The sequence below is a fragment of the Pollutimonas sp. M17 genome (genome assembly GCF_025836975.1).
Classification (GTDB): domain Bacteria; phylum Pseudomonadota; class Gammaproteobacteria; order Burkholderiales; family Burkholderiaceae_B.
Genome location: NZ_CP107548.1, coordinates 3117143 through 3133689, shown reverse-complemented (window position 1 = coordinate 3133689; position 16547 = coordinate 3117143). Strand labels below are relative to the sequence as shown.

Sequence of the window (16547 nt, the reverse complement as noted above, 5' to 3'; positions counted from 1 at the left end):
GTTCGGCTGAACCGCAGAAAAAGTGTAACCAGATTCGTGCCGTAGCGTCAAGTCGCAGGAGCAGTGGTTCCCTCGGCTCATATCGACACCAAGAAGTTGCTCTTAGAAATCCGAGCGTCCTCGGCCAGGGAACACGGCCGGTCGCGCTCTCGTGCTTCGCATTGAGTCTCGGCGTGCGAGTCTCGTCCCTGACGGGCTTCCATCGTTTCCTCGCTTTGCTCGGCTGACGCCTTCGGCCCGGCTTCCAGCCTAGGGCCTGCGCGCTGCGCTTGCCAACCCCGGTTCACACCGTCTGCTGGTGAAGAATGGGCGCACTTGCTTTCTGGTCATGAAGAGCTTGAAGGCCAAGCGGGCCAAGCAGATGCTGTCTAAATTCCCGGCCTTGATCCGTTAATTTGAGCAAAGTCCGGCCAAGGCGCTGGCCGCTACGTTACGATCGTGGCTGGAGCCCATTGTGCGAATGTGGCGCTTTACTAAATCCAATGGAGTTACCGAAGGGTTCCAGGTTCCACACGAAGATGGAGATGCTCTCACGTAGAGCGTATGGATTCAGGAATTTTGAGAATTACCGCATGAGGGTCTTGGCTCAGTGCGGTTGGAACGGTGTGATCAACCGTGTCTAGTGAATGCCCATCCCCCGTACATGGGGTAGAGCCCGAAACTGTACCTGGCTGGCAAACTTGGAAAATCCCCCAGTCTTGGGGTGGGAATATAAACCGCTCTAAAAGCTTGAATTTATTGGTATTTTTAGAGTGGTGCCCGGGGCCGGAATCGAACCGGCACGCCTTGCGGCGGGGGATTTTGAGTCCCCTGCGTCTACCAATTTCACCACCCGGGCATTCGAGTATGTCGCGCGGCAGAACGCGGCGCGTGGCAGGAAGGCGTAATTATACGCAGGGCTGAAGATTTTTGCACAAGGCCGCCCGTCAATGCGATATCAGCCGCCGCATCCAGTCCAGCAGCACGGTCGGCAGCATTTCCGGCCTGCCCAGTAGCGCATACTGCCTGGTCCCGAATATCGACGGCAAATACCCAGCCGCCTGCCTATCGATAGTCAGGCAGAAGGGAAATATCCCTTGCTGCTTGGCTTCCTCGACAGCCCTTCGCATATCCTCCACGCCGTAGCGCCCTTCATACTGATCCACATCATTGGGCTTGCCATCCGACAAAAGCAACAGCAGCCGATGCCGGGCGGGCTGTTGCATCAGCAGGGCGCTGGCGTGGCGCAGGGCGGCGCCGGCGCGGGTGTAGTGCTGGGGTTCTAGCGCGGCGATGCGCTGCGCGATGTCGTTGCCGTAGGGCTCCTTGAAGTCCTTGATGGCGTTGACGGTGACGCTTTGCGGGCCTTCGCCGGAGAAGGCCTGTATGGAACAGGGTTCGCCCAGGCGCTCCAGGGCGATGGCGACCAGCAGCAGGGCTTCGCGTTCGACGTCGATGATGCGCCGGTTGGCGGACAGCCATGAGTCGGTGGATCCGCTGATGTCGATCAGCAGCATGATGGCCATGTCGCGCCGTTGTGGGCGCTGCTGTTTATATAGTGCCTGGGGCATGGGCAGGCCGGCTCGGGTGTCGGCCAGGGCTTCGGTGCAGGCGTCCAGGTCGATGTCGTCGCCGTCCAGTTGACGGCGTTGCCAGACGCGTTCGGCGCGCAGCATTTCGAAGCGCTTGCGCAGGGTGTCCAGCATGGTCTGGTGGCGCTTCAGGGTGGCGTCCACCCAGGCTTGTGGGCCAGGCTCCAGCGCCTGCATTCTGACGGTGGCGCCGGGGTGGCGATAGCCGTCGATGCGGTAGTCCCATTCGGGGTAGCGCCATTGGGCTTCGGGCGCCTGCGGCGGCGCGCCGGCCTGGCTGCGCTTGTCGGGCGGGTCGTCGGACAGCAGGACTTCGCGCGGTTTGCCGGGGGTGGATACCAGCCGGGCCTCGGGCAGTTCCGACAGGGCGTCGGCGAATTCTTCGGCGGCGGTTTGCTCATCGCGGTCGGCGGGGCGCTGCATGCCCATGGGGTCTTCGGCTTTTTCCATGGGGGCGTTGGTCTGCACCATCCATACGCCTTGTTTGTCGTCGTCCTCGTCTTCATTGGTCTTGCGCTCTTTGGGGCGGCGCGGCATGCGGGCGCTGCGCGGGGGCTGGGCGGACGAAGGCTGATCGTCGCTGGGCGCGGTGGCGTGCTCGGCGCCGTCCGAATTATCGGCGGGCGGCAGCAGGTCGCCGGTCCAGCTGTCTTTGTACAAGGCCTGCGCATGGGGCTCGCGCGCTTGGGCGCTGTCATGCTCTTTCAGCGACAGGGCCATTTCCATGGCGGTAGAAAGCGATGCCGAAGGGGTGGGGCATAAGGGAATATCCGCAACGGCTTGTCCTACGGGGCAGCGCAGTATGGCCCGCACCCATTGCTCGATGGGTTGGCAGCCTTGCGGCAATCGCGTCACGGCGGGGCGGCCGGCCAGGCACTCCAGCCGCAAGCCGTTAATGGCGGGGGCGATGCCGGGCAGCAGGGCGGCCAGGACCTGGTCGCTGGCATAGGCCTCCAGCAACAGGTAGATGGCATGGATGCGCGGGGTTGCGATGCCGTCGGTTAAAAGCGCGCTGCCGCGCTGTACGCGCATGGCTTGTAGCAGGGCCATGACGCGGAAGCGTTCCATGGCCAGTTTATGGTTGCCGGCTCCAACGGTATTCGGTAGCCAGATGGAACTGCCGTCGGTGGCCGGCACGGGGGCGGTCGATGGCATGACGTCGTGGCGGCGGAACCACCGGGTGAGCAGGGTGGGTATGGCGGGCGGGTGGGCCACACGCAAGGGGTGGCTTTGCCCGAAGACAGCGTTGACCAGCAAATCCAGGCGCGGCGCGGCCTGAGCCAGGATGATGGGTGGCACTTCGTTGCGGGCCTTGCCGCGTTTGCGCAGCCATAGTTCGCGCGCATAGATGGTGGCGTGCCGGGCCGCATCGGTGATGACGTCTTCCGCTTCGGCCATGGCGCGGCGTTACGGAAAGCTTAGCTCGACCAGGTCGCGCATGGCGCCGGCCAGCGAGGCGTCGTCCGATAGGGGCGATACCAGGGCGACCTGGCAGGCGCGTTTCACGGGAATGCCCTGGGCGATCAGTTGCGCGGTGGCGACCAGCAGCCGGGTGCTGGGCACTTCGGCCAGGCCGCGGTCCTGGAAGGCGCGCAGCTTGTGCGCCAGCGTTACCAGGGCCTGGGCGGTGGGGCGGGCTACGCCGCTTTCCTGGACGATGATGTCAGCCTCGCGTTCGGGGGTGGGGAAGTCGAAGTCCAGGGCTACGAAGCGCTGGCGCGTACTGGGTTTTAGGTCTTTCAGCATGCGCTGGTAGCCGGGGTTGTAGGACACGACCAGCTGGAAGCCGGGCGCGGCTTCCAGGGTTTCACCGGTCTTGTCGATGGACAGGCTGCGGCGGTAGTCGGTCAGCGGGTGCAGGACGACGATGGTGTCCTGGCGGGCTTCGACGACCTCATCCAGGTAGCAGATGGCGCCGCTGCGCACGGCGGTGGTCAGGGGGCCGTCCTGCCACACGGTCTTGTCATGGCGTATCAGGAAGCGCCCGATCAGGTCACTGGCGCTAAGGTCGTCGTGGCAGGACACGGTGATCAGCGGCCGGCCCAGCCGCCAGGCCATGTGCTCCACGAAACGGGTCTTGCCGCAGCCGGTGGGCCCTTTCAGCATGACGGCCAGGCCGTTGCGGTGGCATTGCTGGAACAGCTCGACTTCGTCGGCGAAGGGCAGGTAGTAGGGCGCCTGGTCCCGGCCGGGGGCGCGCCCATCCGCCGCGCCGGGCAGGCGGCTCAGGACGTCAGCCGGCTTGTTCATTGGCCAATCCGCTCGCCGGAACGTTGTGGTTCAAGTCGACGTCTTCCACCGGCGTCAGCCGCGGCGCATAGCGGAAGAAGTCGTAGATGAACAGGCCCACGCCGATGGCGAACAGGGACGCCGTGGCGATCAGCATCAGGAAGTGGATCTGTATTTTCAGCTGAACGTCCAGATAGCCTATGCCCAGGACACGTTCCAGGTAGACCTGGCCGATGCCGGCGGTGGCGAAGGACAGCGTCATGCCGAACATGCCGGCGATCTGCAGCCAGAAGGCCCAGTAGCCTATGGAGCTGCCTTCTTCCTTGCGGCCCACCAGCAAGGTGGGCATGGCGTAGCTGATGACGGCCATGACGATCATGGCGTAGGCGCCGTAGAAGGCGGCGTGGCCATGCATGGCGGTGATCAGGGTGCCATGCGTCCATTTGTTGATGTCGGGGAAGGTGTGGGCCAGGCCCAGCAGGCCGGCGCCGAACAGGGTGAAGACGGCGCTGCCTATGGTCCAGTGCAGGGCCAGTCCGTTGGGGTGGCGCATGCCGGTGCGCCGTATGGCGAAGTAGGCGTACATGGCCATGCCGACCAGCGCCACCGGTTCAAGCGCGCTGAAGAAGCCGCCCAGCGGCAGCCAGTAGGACGGCACTCCGACCCAGTAGTAATGGTGCGCCGTGCCCAGGATGCCGGCGATGAAGACCAGCCCCACGATGACGTACAGCCACTTCTCCAGGACCTCGCGGTCGGCGCCCGACAGGCGTATCAGCAGGTAGGCCAGGAAGGAGCCCTGTATCATTTCCCACACGCCTTCCACCCACAGGTGTATGGTCCACCAGCGATAGAAGATGGACACCACGTAGTTCTCGTAGTGCAGCAGGGCGGGCAGGTAGAGCACGGCCGAAGAGCCCAGGCCCAGCAGCAGCACGCCCTCGGTGGTGGTGAAGCGCCCCGACCGCTTGATGGTCATGCCGATGTTGTACAGGAAGATCAGCATACAGACGACGATGATCAGCTTGTGCGGCAGAGGCTGTTCCAGCAGCTTGTTGCCGGTGCCGTAGCCGAACAGATAGCCGATGACGGCGGTGACGCCCATGATGGCCCACAGGATAAGCTGTATATAGGCCAGCTTGACGCTGTGCAGTTCCGAGCGCGATTCGTCGGATACGATCCAGTAGGTGGCGCCCATGAAGCCGGTCAGCACCCACACGATCAGCAGGTTGGTGTGTATGGTTTTGGTGACGTCGAAAGGCAGGATGTTCAGCAGCGGGTCCGGACCCAGGTATTTCGAAGCGGAGAGCAGGCCGAAGACCAGCTGCAGCCCGAAAAGAATCATGGCTAGCGCGAAATACCAATAGGCGACCGATTGAGATCTGTAACGCATGGCGACTCCTGGAATGTGGCTGTTCCGTATAAGCTAAGCCGTTATTTGAACGACGCCAGATAGGCGACCAGTTGATCGATCTGCTCTTCGCTCAGGTCCTTGCCGTAGGACGGCGGCATGAAGGACACGCCATTGGCCGAGTACATGGGCCCCGGGTGCAGATAGGCGCTGGGCTCGACGATGGATTCCCTTATGTACTCCTCCACGGTCTTGGCCTTGCCCTTGTAATCGGGCGAAGCCAGGGTCTTTTCGGCGGTGGCGACCAGGTTGGCCAGAGTCGGGCCGGCCAGGTTCACGCCGGGCGCCGTGGAATGACAGGCCGAACAGGTGGGCACGACGGTGCGGAACAATGCCTGGCCAAGGGCGATGGGGTCGTTGGCGCTGCTGACGGGACGGGTGCCCGGGGGCAGGCCGGTGCTGTCCTGGGCCACGCCGCTTTCGTCCTGCTGCGCGATGCTCAGGTCGGTGCCGGGTATGGAACTGCCGGTCACCAGTATGGGCCGGGGCGGCCAGCCCTGATTGTCGACCTTGCTGACCCAGTCCATGAAGGCGATGACGTCGGCGATTTCCTGGTCCTTCATGTTCAGGTTGGGCATCAGCCGGCGATGCTTTTGCTCGTCGTAGAATTGGGTGGGATCTTTCAGGAAGGCGGTCAGGTAAGGGGCGCCGCGGTGCTGGGTGATTTTGGTCAGGTCGGGCGCGTAGTAGGCGCCTTCCCCGAATATCGTATGGCAGTTGATGCAGTTGTAGGCGTGCCAGACGTTCTGCCCGCGTACGACTTCTTCGGTGATGGAATCGGAGTTGGTCAGTTTGGGAAACTGGCGGTGGCTGTCCAGCGTAAGCCCCAGGAAAATAAGCGAGGCGATGGCGGTGGACGCAATGGCGAAGACACGGGTCTGGCGTTTATTCATGGCGGCCTCCGTGTCAGACGCCGATGCCGGACCAGTAGCTGATCCCGATGATGCCCGCATAGCCGATGGCCGCGGCCATCAGTACGAGGACGACAAGTCCGATTATTTTCAATACATTGAAAAGCGCTAAAGCTTGCACGATCGCACTCCTTTGTTCTGGGCCGAATAACCTGGATACAAAGACCGAACTATCTGCTCGTACTTTCAGTCGTGGTGTAACCGTACACCATCCGCTTGTTTTCGGGTGTAACAAGGGGTTTTCCGGATGCGGCCGCACGCTTGAAAATCGGCCCGGGCACCCCCATTTAAATGAGATAAGCAGCCGTCGACGCTGCCGCTACGCAGCGCGAGACGCAAAAAAATCGACTAAATAATTGTTTTATTGACTATTTTTATCCAGGTTGGACCATGACTCAAACCGACACACACGCCAATTCGGAAACCTTGGGCTTTCAGGCCGAAGTAAAGCAGCTGCTGCATCTGATGATCCATTCGCTGTACAGCAATAAAGAAATTTTCCTGCGCGAGCTGGTTTCCAATGCCTCCGACGCCTGCGACAAGCTTCGCTTCGAGGCCATCGACAATCCCGATCTGTTCCAGGGCGATTCCGACCTGCGCATACGCGTGGAATACGACAAGGACCAGCGCACGGTCACGATATCCGACAACGGCATCGGCATGACGCGCGACGAGGCGGTGGCCAATCTGGGCACCATCGCACGCTCGGGCACCAAGGAATTCTTCTCGCAACTGACCGGCGACAAGCAGAAGGACGCGCAGCTTATCGGCCAGTTCGGCGTGGGTTTCTATTCGTCGTTCATCGTGGCCAAGAAGGTGTCGGTGCTGAGCCGCCGCGCCGGTGTGGCCGAGACCGACGCCATCCTGTGGGAGTCCGACGGCCAGGGCGAATTTTCCATCACGCAAGTGGAAAAAGCCGATCGCGGCACCTCGGTCACGCTGTACCTGCGCGAGGACGAAGACGATTTCCTTAGCGGCTGGAAGCTGCGCGAGGTGCTGCGCCGCTATTCCGACCATATCTCGCTGCCCATCCAGATGCAGAAGGAAGAGTGGGACGCCGAGAAGTCCGAGCAGGTCAAGAAGAACGAATGGGAAACCGTGAACCAGGCCAATGCCTTGTGGACGCGGTCCAAGTCGGACATCAGCGACGAGCAGTATCAAGAATTCTACAAGCATATCGGGCACGATTACGACGATCCGCTGGCCTGGACGCACAACCGGGTGGAAGGGCGCAGCGAATACACGCAGCTGCTGTACATCCCCAAGCATGCGCCCATGGACCTGTGGGATCGCGAAGGGCGGCGCGGGGTCAAGCTGTATGTGAAGCGGGTGTTCATCATGGACGACGCCGAGCAGCTGCTGCCCACTTATCTGCGCTTTGTGCGTGGCGTGATCGATTCGGCCGACCTGCCGCTGAACGTGTCGCGCGAGATCCTGCAGGAAAGCCGCGACGTGCGCGTAATACGCGAAGGCTCGGCCAAACGCATTTTGTCTTTGCTGGAAGACCTGGCCGAGAACAAGCCCGAGCAGTACGCCGATTTCTGGAAGGAATTCGGGCAGGTGCTTAAAGAGGGCACGGGCGAGGATGCCGCCAACAAGGAACGCATCGCCAAGCTGCTGCGTTTTGCCTCCACTCAGGCCGAGGGCTCGGCCCAGACGGTGTCGCTGGCCGACTATGTGTCGCGCATGAAGGAAGGCCAGGACAAGATCTACTACGTCAGCGCCGATTCCTTCGCCGCCGCCAGCAACAGCCCGCATCTGGAGATCTTCCGCAAGAAGGGGCTGGAAGTCCTGCTGCTGTCGGACCGCGTGGATGAATGGATGCTGTCCTACCTGCGCGACTTCGACGGCAAGGCGCTGGTCTCCATCGCCAAGGGCGGGCTGGACCTGGACCAGTTGGCCGACGAAGAGGAAAAGAAGCACCAGGCCGAGGTGGCCGAGACCTTCAAGCCTTTGGTCGAGCGCCTGAAGTCCTCGCTGGGCGACAAGGTGAAGGAAGTGCGCGTGACCGGGCGCCTGGTGGACTCGCCCGCCTGCGTGGTGGTCGACGAGCACGAGCTTAGCCCGCATCTGCTGCGCATGCTTCAGGCGGCGGGCCAGGCGGCGCCCGAGGTCAAACCCATTCTGGAGATCAATCCCGAGCATGCCTTGATCGCGCGGGTTCAGGATGCGCCGGATGCGGATTTCGGCGAATGGTCCTTGCTGCTGCTGGATCAGGCCATGCTGGCCGAAGGCGCCAGCCTGTCGGACCCGGCGGCTTTCGTGAAGCGCATGAATCGCCTGCTGCTGAATAAATAAGTAGCAGAGAGAACCGGAGTCCGCCCGTGCCCTTATCGTGGCAAGGGCGGGCTTTTTTATAGTTACGGACGCTTGGCAAAGGGGCGGTCTTGCAATCGCTCAGGGGTGCCAGAGGGCTGGCCTGCATGCCGCATGGCCTGTCCGATTCCTGCTGTGGCCGTGCCCGGAATCCGGCGTCTGTTCAGGCTGGCGGCATCTGCCGGGCGGGCCAGCCGGTTTCGCGGCCGAAGCGCCGCCAGTCGAAGGCCGGCCCGGGGTCGGTCTTTCGGCCGGGGGCGATGTGCTCATGGCCGCGCACGGCCTTCAATGGATGCTGCACGCGCAGCGCCGGCACCAGGGCGCGCAAGGTTTGATACTGTTCGTTGGCATAGGGCAGGGTGTCGGTGCCCTCCATTTCGATGCCGATCGAAAAGTCGTTGCAGCGCTCGCGCCCGTCGAATGACGATACCCCGGCGTGCCAGGCGCGCTTTTTCGTGGATACGAACTGCACGATGCCGCCGTCCCGCCGCAGGAAGAAATGCGCCGATACGCGCAGGCCGCGCAGGCGGTCCAGCCAGGGGTGGGAGCCGTAGTCCAGGGTATTGGTGAACAGGCCGGCGACTTCCGGGCCGCCGAAGACGCCGGGCGGCAGGCTGATGTTGTGCATGACCAGCAGCGTTACGTCGTCGGGGCTGGGCCTGTCATCGTGATTCGGCGAGGGCGTATGGATGACGCCTGCTTGCGGCTTGAGCCAGCCGTGGCGATCCAGAACCAGTGCAGTCACTGGCGCACGCCCAGCTTGGCGTGATCCTGGCTGCACCAGATGCGGCCATTGGCCATGACGGCTTCAGACCGAGGCAGGTGTATGCCGCAATGCTCGCAGCGCACCATGGATTCAAGCGGCTTCTTTTCGCTGCGGCGCCGCTTGATCGGTTTAGCTTCGCGATTGTCCGCCCGATCTTGCGCGTTGTAATGCGCCAGGACGCGCGCGGCCAGCAGGCCGCCGATGATGACCACTACCCAGAACAGTATTTTTCCCACATTAACCTCGTTGCAGAATGACGTCGAGCACGAAGCGGCTGCCGGTGTAGGCCAGCAGCAGGAAGGCGAAGCCGACCAGCGTCCAGCGTAGAGCGATGCGTCCGCGCCATCCGCGCGTGTAGCGGCCGATCAGCAGGCCGCCGAAAGTCAGCCAGGACAGCAGCGTGAAGATGGTCTTGTGGTCCATGGGAACCAGGTCGGTGGTCAGGCGCAGCGATACGATGGCGCCCGTGATGACGGTCAGCGTCAGGACGGCGAAGCCTATCCAGATGAGGCGGAACAGCAGGACTTCCTGCAGGAGCAGCGGCGGCATGGAGTCCAGCGCGCGATTCAGCGTGGTGCGCGTGGCCACGGGTTCCACGGGCCGGTGAAGCTGGCGGTCCAGCGCGGTCATGAGCATGGCCTGAAGGGCGGCCACGGTGATCAGGCCATAGGCCGTCAGGGCGATCAGCAGGTGCACCCGCAGCCATTCGCTGCCGGCATGGGCGACGACGTGCCCCATGGGAAACAGGCCGGCCAGCGCCGAAGCGATGGCCGAGGCAGGGAGTAGAATAAGCAGCAGGCCGTCTATGCGCATGACCAGGCTTTCCAGCCAGAACACCACCATGCCCAGCCAGACCGCGGCCGAAAGGGCCAGCGCCCAACTCAGCACCAGGGTGTGATCGGGCACGATGGCCTGCGCCAGGCCTATGCCATGCAGCACGATGGTGCTGGCCAGGCATACGCGCCGTACTTTTCCGGTGCTGACCTGTTCGCCGCCCCGGGTCAAAGGGCGCCAAAGCGAGAGAGCCAGCACGGCGTACGCCAGAGCCGCCAGCAAGTGAAATACAATGCCTGCAGACATAGTCCCTTAAGTTCTCGTTATGCAGTTCGGGGCACGCCCCTGAATCGGACTATTTTAGTCCGTATACCGAAAGATCAATTAGTTTAAGCGAAACCATCCTTATGCTCGACAATCTGACCCAGCGTTTATCGCGCGTTGTCAAAACAATGCGCGGCGAGGCCCGTTTAACCGAAGCCAATACGCAAGACATGCTGCGCGAGGTGCGCATGGCCTTGCTGGAGGCCGACGTGGCTTTGCCCGTGGTGCGCGATTTTGTGGCCCGCGTGAAAGAACGCGCACTGGGCCAGGACGTGGTCGGCAGCCTGAATCCGGGCCAGGCGCTGGTGGGCGTGGTGCACAAGGAGCTGACCGCGCTCATGGGCGGCGACCTGGGTGACGAGGCCGGCGAGCTTTCCCTGGCCGCCCAGCCGCCCGCCGTCATACTGATGGCGGGCCTGCAGGGGGCCGGCAAGACCACCACCACCGGCAAGCTGGCCAAATGGCTGGCCGAGGGCGGCCACATCCAGAACGGCCGCAAGACGGGTAAAAAGAAAGTGCTTGTGGTCAGCGCCGACGTCTATCGCCCGGCCGCCATCGAGCAGCTGAAAACCGTGGCGGCGCAGGTCAAGGTGGATTTCCTGCCGTCCGACGCCTCGCAGAAGCCCGAGCAGATCGCCCACGCGGCGCTGGATCATGCCCGGAAGCACCATTACGACGTGCTGATCGTCGATACGGCCGGCCGCCTGGGCGTGGACGAGGCCATGATGCGCGAAATCCGCGCGCTGCATGACCTGCTGAACCCCATCGAGACCCTGTTCGTGGTGGACGCCATGCAGGGACAGGACGCGGTCAACGTGGCGCGCGCCTTTGCCGACGCCCTGCCGCTGACCGGTGTGGTGCTGACCAAGTTGGACGGCGATGCGCGCGGCGGCGCGGCCTTGTCGGTGCGCCATGTCACGGGCAAGCCCCTTAAGTTTGTCGGCGTGTCCGAAAAGCTGGACGGCCTGGAGCCTTTCCACCCCGAGCGCATGGCGCAGCGCGTGCTAGGCATGGGCGACATCGTCGCCCTGGTGGAGCAGGCGCAGAAGAACATCGATGTGGCCGAGGCCGAGAAGCTGGCGGCCAAGATCAAGTCGGGTTCGCGTTTCGACCTGAACGACTTTCGCGAGCAGCTGCAGCAGGTCAAGAAGATGGGCGACATGGGCTCGCTGCTGGAAAAGCTGCCGGCCCAGTTTGCCCAGGCGGCGGGCCAGCTGCAAGGCGGCCAGGCCGAAAAGCAGCTGCGCCGCAGCGAAGGCATCCTGAACTCCATGACGCCGGCCGAGCGTGCCAAGCCTGAATTGCTGAAAGCCTCGCGCAAGCGCCGCATCGCTGCGGGCGCGGGCGTGCCCGTGCAAGAAGTCAACCGCCTGCTGACCCAATACGATCAGATGCAGGGCATGATGAAGCAGATGAAAAAGGGCGGCATGGCCAAGATGATGCGTGCCATGGGTGGCTTGAAAGGCCTGGGCAAGGGCGGCTTCGGCGGATTCCGCTAGATTGCCGGCAGGGCGGTCCAGCCGCCCTGCTGCCTTGTGCATTCGCCCGGAAGGCGTCTACGGCCGGAGCGGGCGGGCCTTATCAACCTTCGGCGCGGGCCGGAATGGCGGATTGATCAGCCGCCCCCCACGGCGACGACAATTTCCAGCTGGTCGCCATCGGCCAGGCCGGTCTGGCCGTGCTGGCTTTTGGGCACGATGTTGCCGTTGCGCTCCACGGCGATGCGCTTGTCCTGGTAGCCCAGGTGCGCGACCAGTTCGGCAATGGTATTGACCTGATCGAGCTGCATCGGTTTGCCATTGAGGGTGATGTTCATTCTTGAATAATCCTGCTGAAAACTTTGAATAGGGCCTGTGCCGCATCCTTTACCGGCTGAATTTGTCGGTGGCGGCAAGAAGCTGCTTCAGTATGCCGGGCTCGTCGAAGGCGTGGCCCGCATCGGGAACCATGTGGAACTCGGCCTGCGGCCATGCCCGATGCAGTTCCCACGCCGTCTTTGCCGGCGTGCACATGTCGTAGCGTCCCTGCACGATGATGCCCGGAATGCCGTGCAGCAAATGGGCGTCGCGTATCAACTGGCCTTCGTCCATGAAGCCATTGTGCACGAAGTAGTGGTTTTCTATCCGTGCGAAGGCCAGGGCGGAATCGTCGGCCGAATGCGCTTTCTCGTGCTCCGCGCTGGGCAGCAGCGTGATGCTGCGGCTTTCCCATAGGCTCCAGGCATGGGCCGCCTGCAACTGCGCTTGGCGGTCGGTGCCGGTAAGCCGGCGCCGGTAGGCCGCCATAAGGTCGTGCCGCTCTGCTTCCGGTATCGGCGCCAGATAGTCTTCCCAGTAGTCGGGAAAGATTCGCGATGCGCCTTCCTGGTAGAACCATAGCAGTTCTTCGCGGCGTATGGCAAAGATGCCGCGCAGTATCATCTCGCTGACCCGGTCCGGGTGCTTCTGGCCGTAGGCCAGCCCCAGCGTGGAACCCCACGATCCCCCAAAGATCAGTATCTTTTCAGCTTCCAGCACCTCGCTGCGCAGGCGCTCGATGTCGGCCACCAGATGCCAGGTCGTATTGTTCTCCAGGCCCGCATGCGGCGTGGACCGGCCGCAGCCGCGCTGATCGAACAGCAGGACTTTATAGCGTTCCGGATCGAACAGCCGCCGGTGAGCCGCCGAGCAACCGCTACCGGGGCCGCCATGCAGGAACACCGCCGGCTTGCCCTGCGGATTTCCGCAGAGCTCCCAATACACCTGGTGACCGTCTCCGGTGTCCAGAAAACCATGGGCATAAGGCTGTATTTCCGGGTACACGTGGCATTCCTTTAGTGTGAAATGATCAAGGCGCGCGCTGTCGCGCGGCGGGTGTCTGAGGTCTACTTCCGCTTGAAGATCAGGTCCCAGACGCCATGGCCCAGCCGCAGGCCGCGTGTTTCGAACTTGGTCTGCGGGCGGAAGTCGGGACGCGGCGCATAGCCGTCGGCTGTATTGGCCAGGCTGGGCTCCCCGCTTAGCACTTCCAGCATCTGTTCGGCATAGTTTTCCCAATCGGTGGCGCAGTGTATATAGCCGCCGGGCTTGATGCGGCTGGCCAGCAGCTGGATGAAGGCCGGCTGGATCAGGCGGCGCTTGTGGTGGCGCTTCTTGGGCCATGGGTCGGGAAAGTAGATGTGCACGCCCGCCAGCGAGTCAGGGGCGATCATGTCGCGGGCCACTTCCACCGCATCGTGCTGGATGATGCGTACATTGCCAAGCCCCGACTCGTCGATGCGCTTGAGCATTGCGCCCACGCCGGCGTTGAATACCTCCACACCCAGGAAGTTGTCGCCAGGCCTGGCCTGGGCGATTTTCTGAGTGGTCTCGCCCATGCCGAAGCCGATCTCCAGCACGGTGGGCGCCTGACGGCCGAATGTCTTGTCGAAATCCAGCTGTGCCTTGCGATAGGGCAGGGACCACAGCGGCAATAGGCGGTCCAGGGCTTCTTTCTGGCCCGGGGTGATGTGGGCGCGCCGATGCACGAAACTGCGTATATGGCTGCTTCCGGATGGCGAGGTGGACGTCGTGACGAAATCGATCGCTTCCTTCCCGGCCAGGGCGGGATGCGTATCGGCCACCAGGCCCGCGAAAGGAGGTGTAGGGGAGTTGGATTGGGAATTCATGTTCATAGCCTGAATTGTAGTGATTGCCGCCGCTTATTTCATGCGGCAACCGCAAGCAATTGTAGGGCCAGCGCAAAAGATGCAGGCAGGGCGCTATAATGCAAACCCTTCCGATTTCCGGAACGGCCATCCAGGCGGGTGTAGTTCAATGGTAGAACGGCAGCTTCCCAAGCTGCATACGAGGGTTCGATTCCCTTCACCCGCTCCAAGAATTTCAGCAATGGACTCTTCGCCATATGCGGAGAAAGAGTGGCCATCCCCCAAATACGGTTCGCACAGTCCCTGTCACGTTGAGTCAAGGCCCTGATGTGATCAGACCTCAGCGCTTCCGGGCAAGCGAAAGAATTTCCAGGGACGGTAAGGCTGCGAGTTGGATAGCTTTGTAAGAAGAGCTGCCAGGTTGTTGGTAGATGAAAGCCTATTGTTCATATGCACAGCTTCAGCTTTGGAAGTAATAGGTTTTGTCTCGTGAAGGGTTGAGGCTAAGTGCCATGGCGTAAGGATATTTACACCGGCTTGAAGATCACAAACTCGTTTCCCGGGCACTGCGGCCCATCTATGCCGCCGCCAGCGAAAAAGAAGCGCAAATGGCTTTGCAGGTCTTTGCCGAGGGTCAATGGGGCGCCAAGTACCCGACCATCGTGCAGGCTTGGCCGAAAGCAGCCATTCGCACGGCTGCCTTCTTCTCTATGTTTTGTTTGCCGAAAACGCCCCTGCAGTCAAATCAATATCCGCAGCGCTAATGCCCGTCCGACGAGCAGCGCCCTGCCAACGATCGACAGCCATGGCTACCTCAACCACAATTTGCCGAGCTTGTACATCGTTCAGCCCATAAAATGCGGCCGTGCTGAGGACGGTCTTTAGGCTAGGTCGATTGTCGACGTCGTCGATATTCAATACATGTTCCGCCTTGTCGATATTCGGATTGACGTCGAACGCGGGTGCAAGTCTCCATCCTGTCTTGCCAAGCACGAATCCGTGATTTCGAAGGTGGTCGTCTCGGTTGCCGACCGCGACGTTGAACGCCACGCGGCGAAATAGCTGTTCCAAGTCCGCATCCGCATGCTCGGCATCCCCCTGAGCGCGAATGAACTGCGCCAATTCCAGATAGCTCGTACCTTCACTTTGCGTCTTGCGAAGCAATGTCATCGCCGAGGCATAGAAGCGTCGCGAACCGTTGGCGCGATCGAACCTTTGGACGCAGAAGGTATGGAAGTCGTTGTTTAGCTTGATGAGCTTCGCAGGCGGTACGTCTATCCCCGCTTTTCGGGCGAGTTGGTGAACGACATATTCCCAAGCTCCGACGTCTCGATCGTCATCCTTGGCTGGGAACTTGCCGATCCACAGTGAGCCGTCGGTTTCAGTAAAGTTGGCCTTTGGCCTTGCTCCGCCCAAAGACGCGCCAGGTGCGACAAGCACGGCGAGCCATTTGCGTAGTGCATCTAGATCGTCGATACGCCGGTTGCTGAGCTGGTATGCCACGGCTTCCAACTCTCGTAGCGTCGTTACAGGCGGTGCCGCCATTTTCTCGTCGCCAAGAAACGCTTCCGTACCTGGCCGGCGAAAGCGCAGGGCGCCTTGGCGCGTGAGGTCTTGCACGCCGATCAGGAAGTCCCAGGCGTACAACGTGCGAGGAGAGCGTTGCTCATCCTTTGCCTGTAGGGCCTCGCGCCGCTTCATCAGTGTTTGTCCCCATCGGTCTGGTGACGAATCCAGGAAGATGCCGAAGTTGCCTAGTTCAGGCTTGGGAAAGAAGGGGTGTTCGTCCAGAGAGAGGTCAGGGTCCAGCGCGAAGGCGCGAGGGTCTCGTAGCCAATCACGTTCGTAACGGAAGCGGATCTGGCCGCGGTCATGGGCGAGCGTGCCGACTTGGTGTGCAGGGCCGAGATCATCATCCAACCAGACTTCCAGGGTATTGCCCTGCGCGCTCATGTCGATTTCTCGTTGTTTGAGGTTGGCGAGGGTTTGGTCGCCTTGGCACGGGTGGTCGTGCGGCGCTTGGGAGTGGGTTCAAGCTCCAGGTCCTGCAATTTTCGACCAACTCTGTCGTCGGCCCCCAACTGATCGAGGTCGCCCTCAAGACCCAGCACGGCCAGGACCCGAACATAGGACCCCAGCGTAGCCCCTGCGTCCCCGGCCTCGACCTTGTACAAAGTCGTCCTTGAAATCCCTGCGCGTTGCGCGACGACGGCGTTGCTCAATTTGCGTCGCTTGCGGGCAAGGCGCAGCCGCTCTCCCAGTGCGGACAGGAGACGCTGTTCTTGAGGGAAGATGATTGGCGGTTTGCGTGGCATGTTCGCTATTATGGACTTTATAAATCTAATTTGTCCATAATAGCGCAAAATCACGATTTTGGCACTGAAATCTGCGGAGAGTGGACAGCAGCCATCAGACCGGCCCAAAATGTGGTACATCCTCGCTTCCCTGGCGGGGGTGTCACCTTATTAATCTAAGAGTTGGACGCTGAATTCTGTTCCCTTCACCCCGCTCCACACTGACTTTCCACGGTTCTACCGACGTCTGCTGAAGTATCTAAGTATTGATTTTTGGTAGCTATTCCTAAAAACATATTCCACTGACGTCTGCTAGAAGCTCCTCCGAG

16 protein-coding genes, 2 tRNA genes and 1 pseudogene are annotated in these 16547 nt (G+C 61.8%); 5 read left to right on the top strand and 14 right to left on the bottom strand.

What is annotated here, in order from left to right; translation table 11 throughout:
• Positions 1-482: 482 nt before the first annotated feature.
• Complete coding sequence (locus tag OEG81_RS14770) at positions 483-623, top strand: transposase (protein WP_412034076.1); 141 nt, start codon at positions 483-485, stop codon at positions 621-623.
• Between the two features lie 130 nt (positions 624-753).
• Here the strand turns inward: OEG81_RS14770 and OEG81_RS14765 are convergent.
• From OEG81_RS14765 to OEG81_RS14740, 6 genes are all read right to left on the bottom strand, one after another.
• Positions 754-838, bottom strand: a tRNA-Leu gene (locus tag OEG81_RS14765).
• Positions 839-926: 88 nt separating this feature from the next.
• Complete coding sequence (locus tag OEG81_RS14760) at positions 927-2969, bottom strand: nitric oxide reductase activation protein NorD (RefSeq protein ID WP_264130034.1); 2043 nt, start codon at positions 2967-2969, stop codon at positions 927-929.
• 9 nt (positions 2970-2978) lie between these two features.
• A complete protein-coding gene (locus tag OEG81_RS14755) occupies positions 2979-3821 on the bottom strand; it encodes a CbbQ/NirQ/NorQ/GpvN family protein (protein WP_264130033.1) in 843 nt (280 codons plus the stop codon).
• The gene (locus tag OEG81_RS14750; protein WP_264130032.1) at positions 3805-5190 is read right to left on the bottom strand and encodes a cbb3-type cytochrome c oxidase subunit I; all 1386 of its coding nucleotides are present in this window, start codon (positions 5188-5190) and stop codon (positions 3805-3807) included. The genes OEG81_RS14755 and OEG81_RS14750 overlap by 17 nt, the downstream gene beginning before the upstream one ends.
• A 41-nt stretch (positions 5191-5231) precedes the next feature.
• The gene (locus OEG81_RS14745) at positions 5232-6101 is read right to left on the bottom strand and encodes a c-type cytochrome (RefSeq protein ID WP_264130031.1); all 870 of its coding nucleotides are present in this window, start codon (positions 6099-6101) and stop codon (positions 5232-5234) included.
• Between the two features lie 13 nt (positions 6102-6114).
• Positions 6115-6240, bottom strand: coding sequence for a hypothetical protein (locus OEG81_RS14740; RefSeq protein ID WP_264130030.1), 126 nt, complete (start codon positions 6238-6240; stop codon positions 6115-6117).
• Between the two features lie 269 nt (positions 6241-6509).
• On the opposite strand from OEG81_RS14740, the gene htpG reads away from it, so the two are divergent.
• Positions 6510-8417: a molecular chaperone HtpG gene (gene htpG / locus OEG81_RS14735; protein WP_264130029.1), complete on the top strand. Its 1908-nt coding sequence runs from the start codon at positions 6510-6512 to the stop codon at positions 8415-8417.
• A 181-nt stretch (positions 8418-8598) separates the two neighbouring features.
• Here the strand turns inward: htpG and ampD are convergent, their stop codons facing one another.
• From ampD to OEG81_RS14720, 3 genes are read right to left on the bottom strand one after another with little or no spacing between them, the layout of a single operon-like run.
• A complete protein-coding gene (gene ampD / locus OEG81_RS14730; protein ID WP_264130028.1) occupies positions 8599-9180 on the bottom strand; it encodes a 1,6-anhydro-N-acetylmuramyl-L-alanine amidase AmpD in 582 nt (193 codons plus the stop codon).
• Positions 9177-9437: a PP0621 family protein gene (locus OEG81_RS14725; RefSeq protein WP_264130027.1), complete on the bottom strand. Its 261-nt coding sequence runs from the start codon at positions 9435-9437 to the stop codon at positions 9177-9179. Before OEG81_RS14725 ends, ampD begins: the two co-directional genes overlap by 4 nt.
• A 1-nt stretch (position 9438) precedes the next feature.
• A complete protein-coding gene (locus tag OEG81_RS14720; RefSeq protein ID WP_264130025.1) occupies positions 9439-10281 on the bottom strand; it encodes an inner membrane protein YpjD in 843 nt (280 codons plus the stop codon).
• Between the two features lie 101 nt (positions 10282-10382).
• Between OEG81_RS14720 and ffh the strand changes: the two genes are divergently transcribed.
• On the top strand, positions 10383-11798 hold the full coding sequence (gene ffh / locus OEG81_RS14715) for a signal recognition particle protein (RefSeq protein WP_264130024.1): 1416 nt from the start codon (positions 10383-10385) through the stop codon (positions 11796-11798).
• A gap of 116 nt (positions 11799-11914) precedes the next feature.
• Here the strand turns inward: ffh and thiS are convergent, their stop codons facing one another.
• The 3 genes from thiS to trmB all read right to left on the bottom strand — a co-directional run bounded on the left by thiS (position 11915) and on the right by trmB (position 13945).
• Entirely contained in the window at positions 11915-12115 is a 201-nt protein-coding gene (gene thiS / locus OEG81_RS14710; protein ID WP_264130023.1) for a sulfur carrier protein ThiS, read from the bottom strand.
• Between the two features lie 49 nt (positions 12116-12164).
• Positions 12165-13100 carry a prolyl aminopeptidase gene (pip, locus tag OEG81_RS14705; RefSeq protein WP_264130022.1) on the bottom strand — a complete coding sequence of 312 codons (936 nt, stop codon included), beginning with the start codon at positions 13098-13100 and terminating at the stop codon, positions 12165-12167.
• 62 nt (positions 13101-13162) lie between these two features.
• A complete protein-coding gene (gene trmB / locus OEG81_RS14700) occupies positions 13163-13945 on the bottom strand; it encodes a tRNA (guanosine(46)-N7)-methyltransferase TrmB (RefSeq protein WP_412034075.1) in 783 nt (260 codons plus the stop codon).
• A gap of 134 nt (positions 13946-14079) precedes the next feature.
• On the opposite strand from trmB, the gene OEG81_RS14695 reads away from it, so the two are divergent.
• Positions 14080-14153, top strand: a tRNA-Gly gene (locus OEG81_RS14695).
• A gap of 325 nt (positions 14154-14478) precedes the next feature.
• Positions 14479-14688, top strand: a pseudogene (locus OEG81_RS14690) (transposase); the annotation flags it as partial.
• Here OEG81_RS14690 and OEG81_RS14685 read toward each other — a convergent pair.
• On the bottom strand, positions 14633-15877 hold the full coding sequence (locus tag OEG81_RS14685) for a type II toxin-antitoxin system HipA family toxin (RefSeq protein WP_264130020.1): 1245 nt from the start codon (positions 15875-15877) through the stop codon (positions 14633-14635). The pseudogene OEG81_RS14690 and the gene OEG81_RS14685 overlap by 56 nt on opposite strands.
• Complete coding sequence (locus OEG81_RS14680) at positions 15874-16239, bottom strand: helix-turn-helix domain-containing protein (protein ID WP_264130019.1); 366 nt, start codon at positions 16237-16239, stop codon at positions 15874-15876. Before OEG81_RS14680 ends, OEG81_RS14685 begins: the two co-directional genes overlap by 4 nt.
• Between the last annotated feature and the right edge of the window lie 308 nt (positions 16240-16547).

Bases quoted from the DNA above. Each gene is read 5' to 3' on its own strand.
- OEG81_RS14770 (WP_412034076.1), top strand. From the start codon at position 483: ATGGAGTTACCGAAGGGTTCCAGGTTCCACACGAAGATGGAGATGCTC.
- OEG81_RS14760 (WP_264130034.1), bottom strand. From the start codon at position 2,969: ATGGCCGAAGCGGAAGACGTCATCACCGATGCGGCCCGGCACGCCACC.
- OEG81_RS14755 (WP_264130033.1), bottom strand. From the start codon at position 3,821: ATGAACAAGCCGGCTGACGTCCTGAGCCGCCTGCCCGGCGCGGCGGAT.
- OEG81_RS14750 (WP_264130032.1), bottom strand. From the start codon at position 5,190: ATGCGTTACAGATCTCAATCGGTCGCCTATTGGTATTTCGCGCTAGCC.
- OEG81_RS14745 (WP_264130031.1), bottom strand. From the start codon at position 6,101: ATGAATAAACGCCAGACCCGTGTCTTCGCCATTGCGTCCACCGCCATC.
- htpG (WP_264130029.1), top strand. From the start codon at position 6,510: ATGACTCAAACCGACACACACGCCAATTCGGAAACCTTGGGCTTTCAG.
- OEG81_RS14720 (WP_264130025.1), bottom strand. From the start codon at position 10,281: ATGTCTGCAGGCATTGTATTTCACTTGCTGGCGGCTCTGGCGTACGCC.
- ffh (WP_264130024.1), top strand. From the start codon at position 10,383: ATGCTCGACAATCTGACCCAGCGTTTATCGCGCGTTGTCAAAACAATG.
- thiS (WP_264130023.1), bottom strand. From the start codon at position 12,115: ATGAACATCACCCTCAATGGCAAACCGATGCAGCTCGATCAGGTCAAT.
- trmB (WP_412034075.1), bottom strand. From the start codon at position 13,945: ATGAATTCCCAATCCAACTCCCCTACACCTCCTTTCGCGGGCCTGGTG.
- OEG81_RS14685 (WP_264130020.1), bottom strand. From the start codon at position 15,877: ATGAGCGCGCAGGGCAATACCCTGGAAGTCTGGTTGGATGATGATCTC.
- OEG81_RS14680 (WP_264130019.1), bottom strand. From the start codon at position 16,239: ATGCCACGCAAACCGCCAATCATCTTCCCTCAAGAACAGCGTCTCCTG.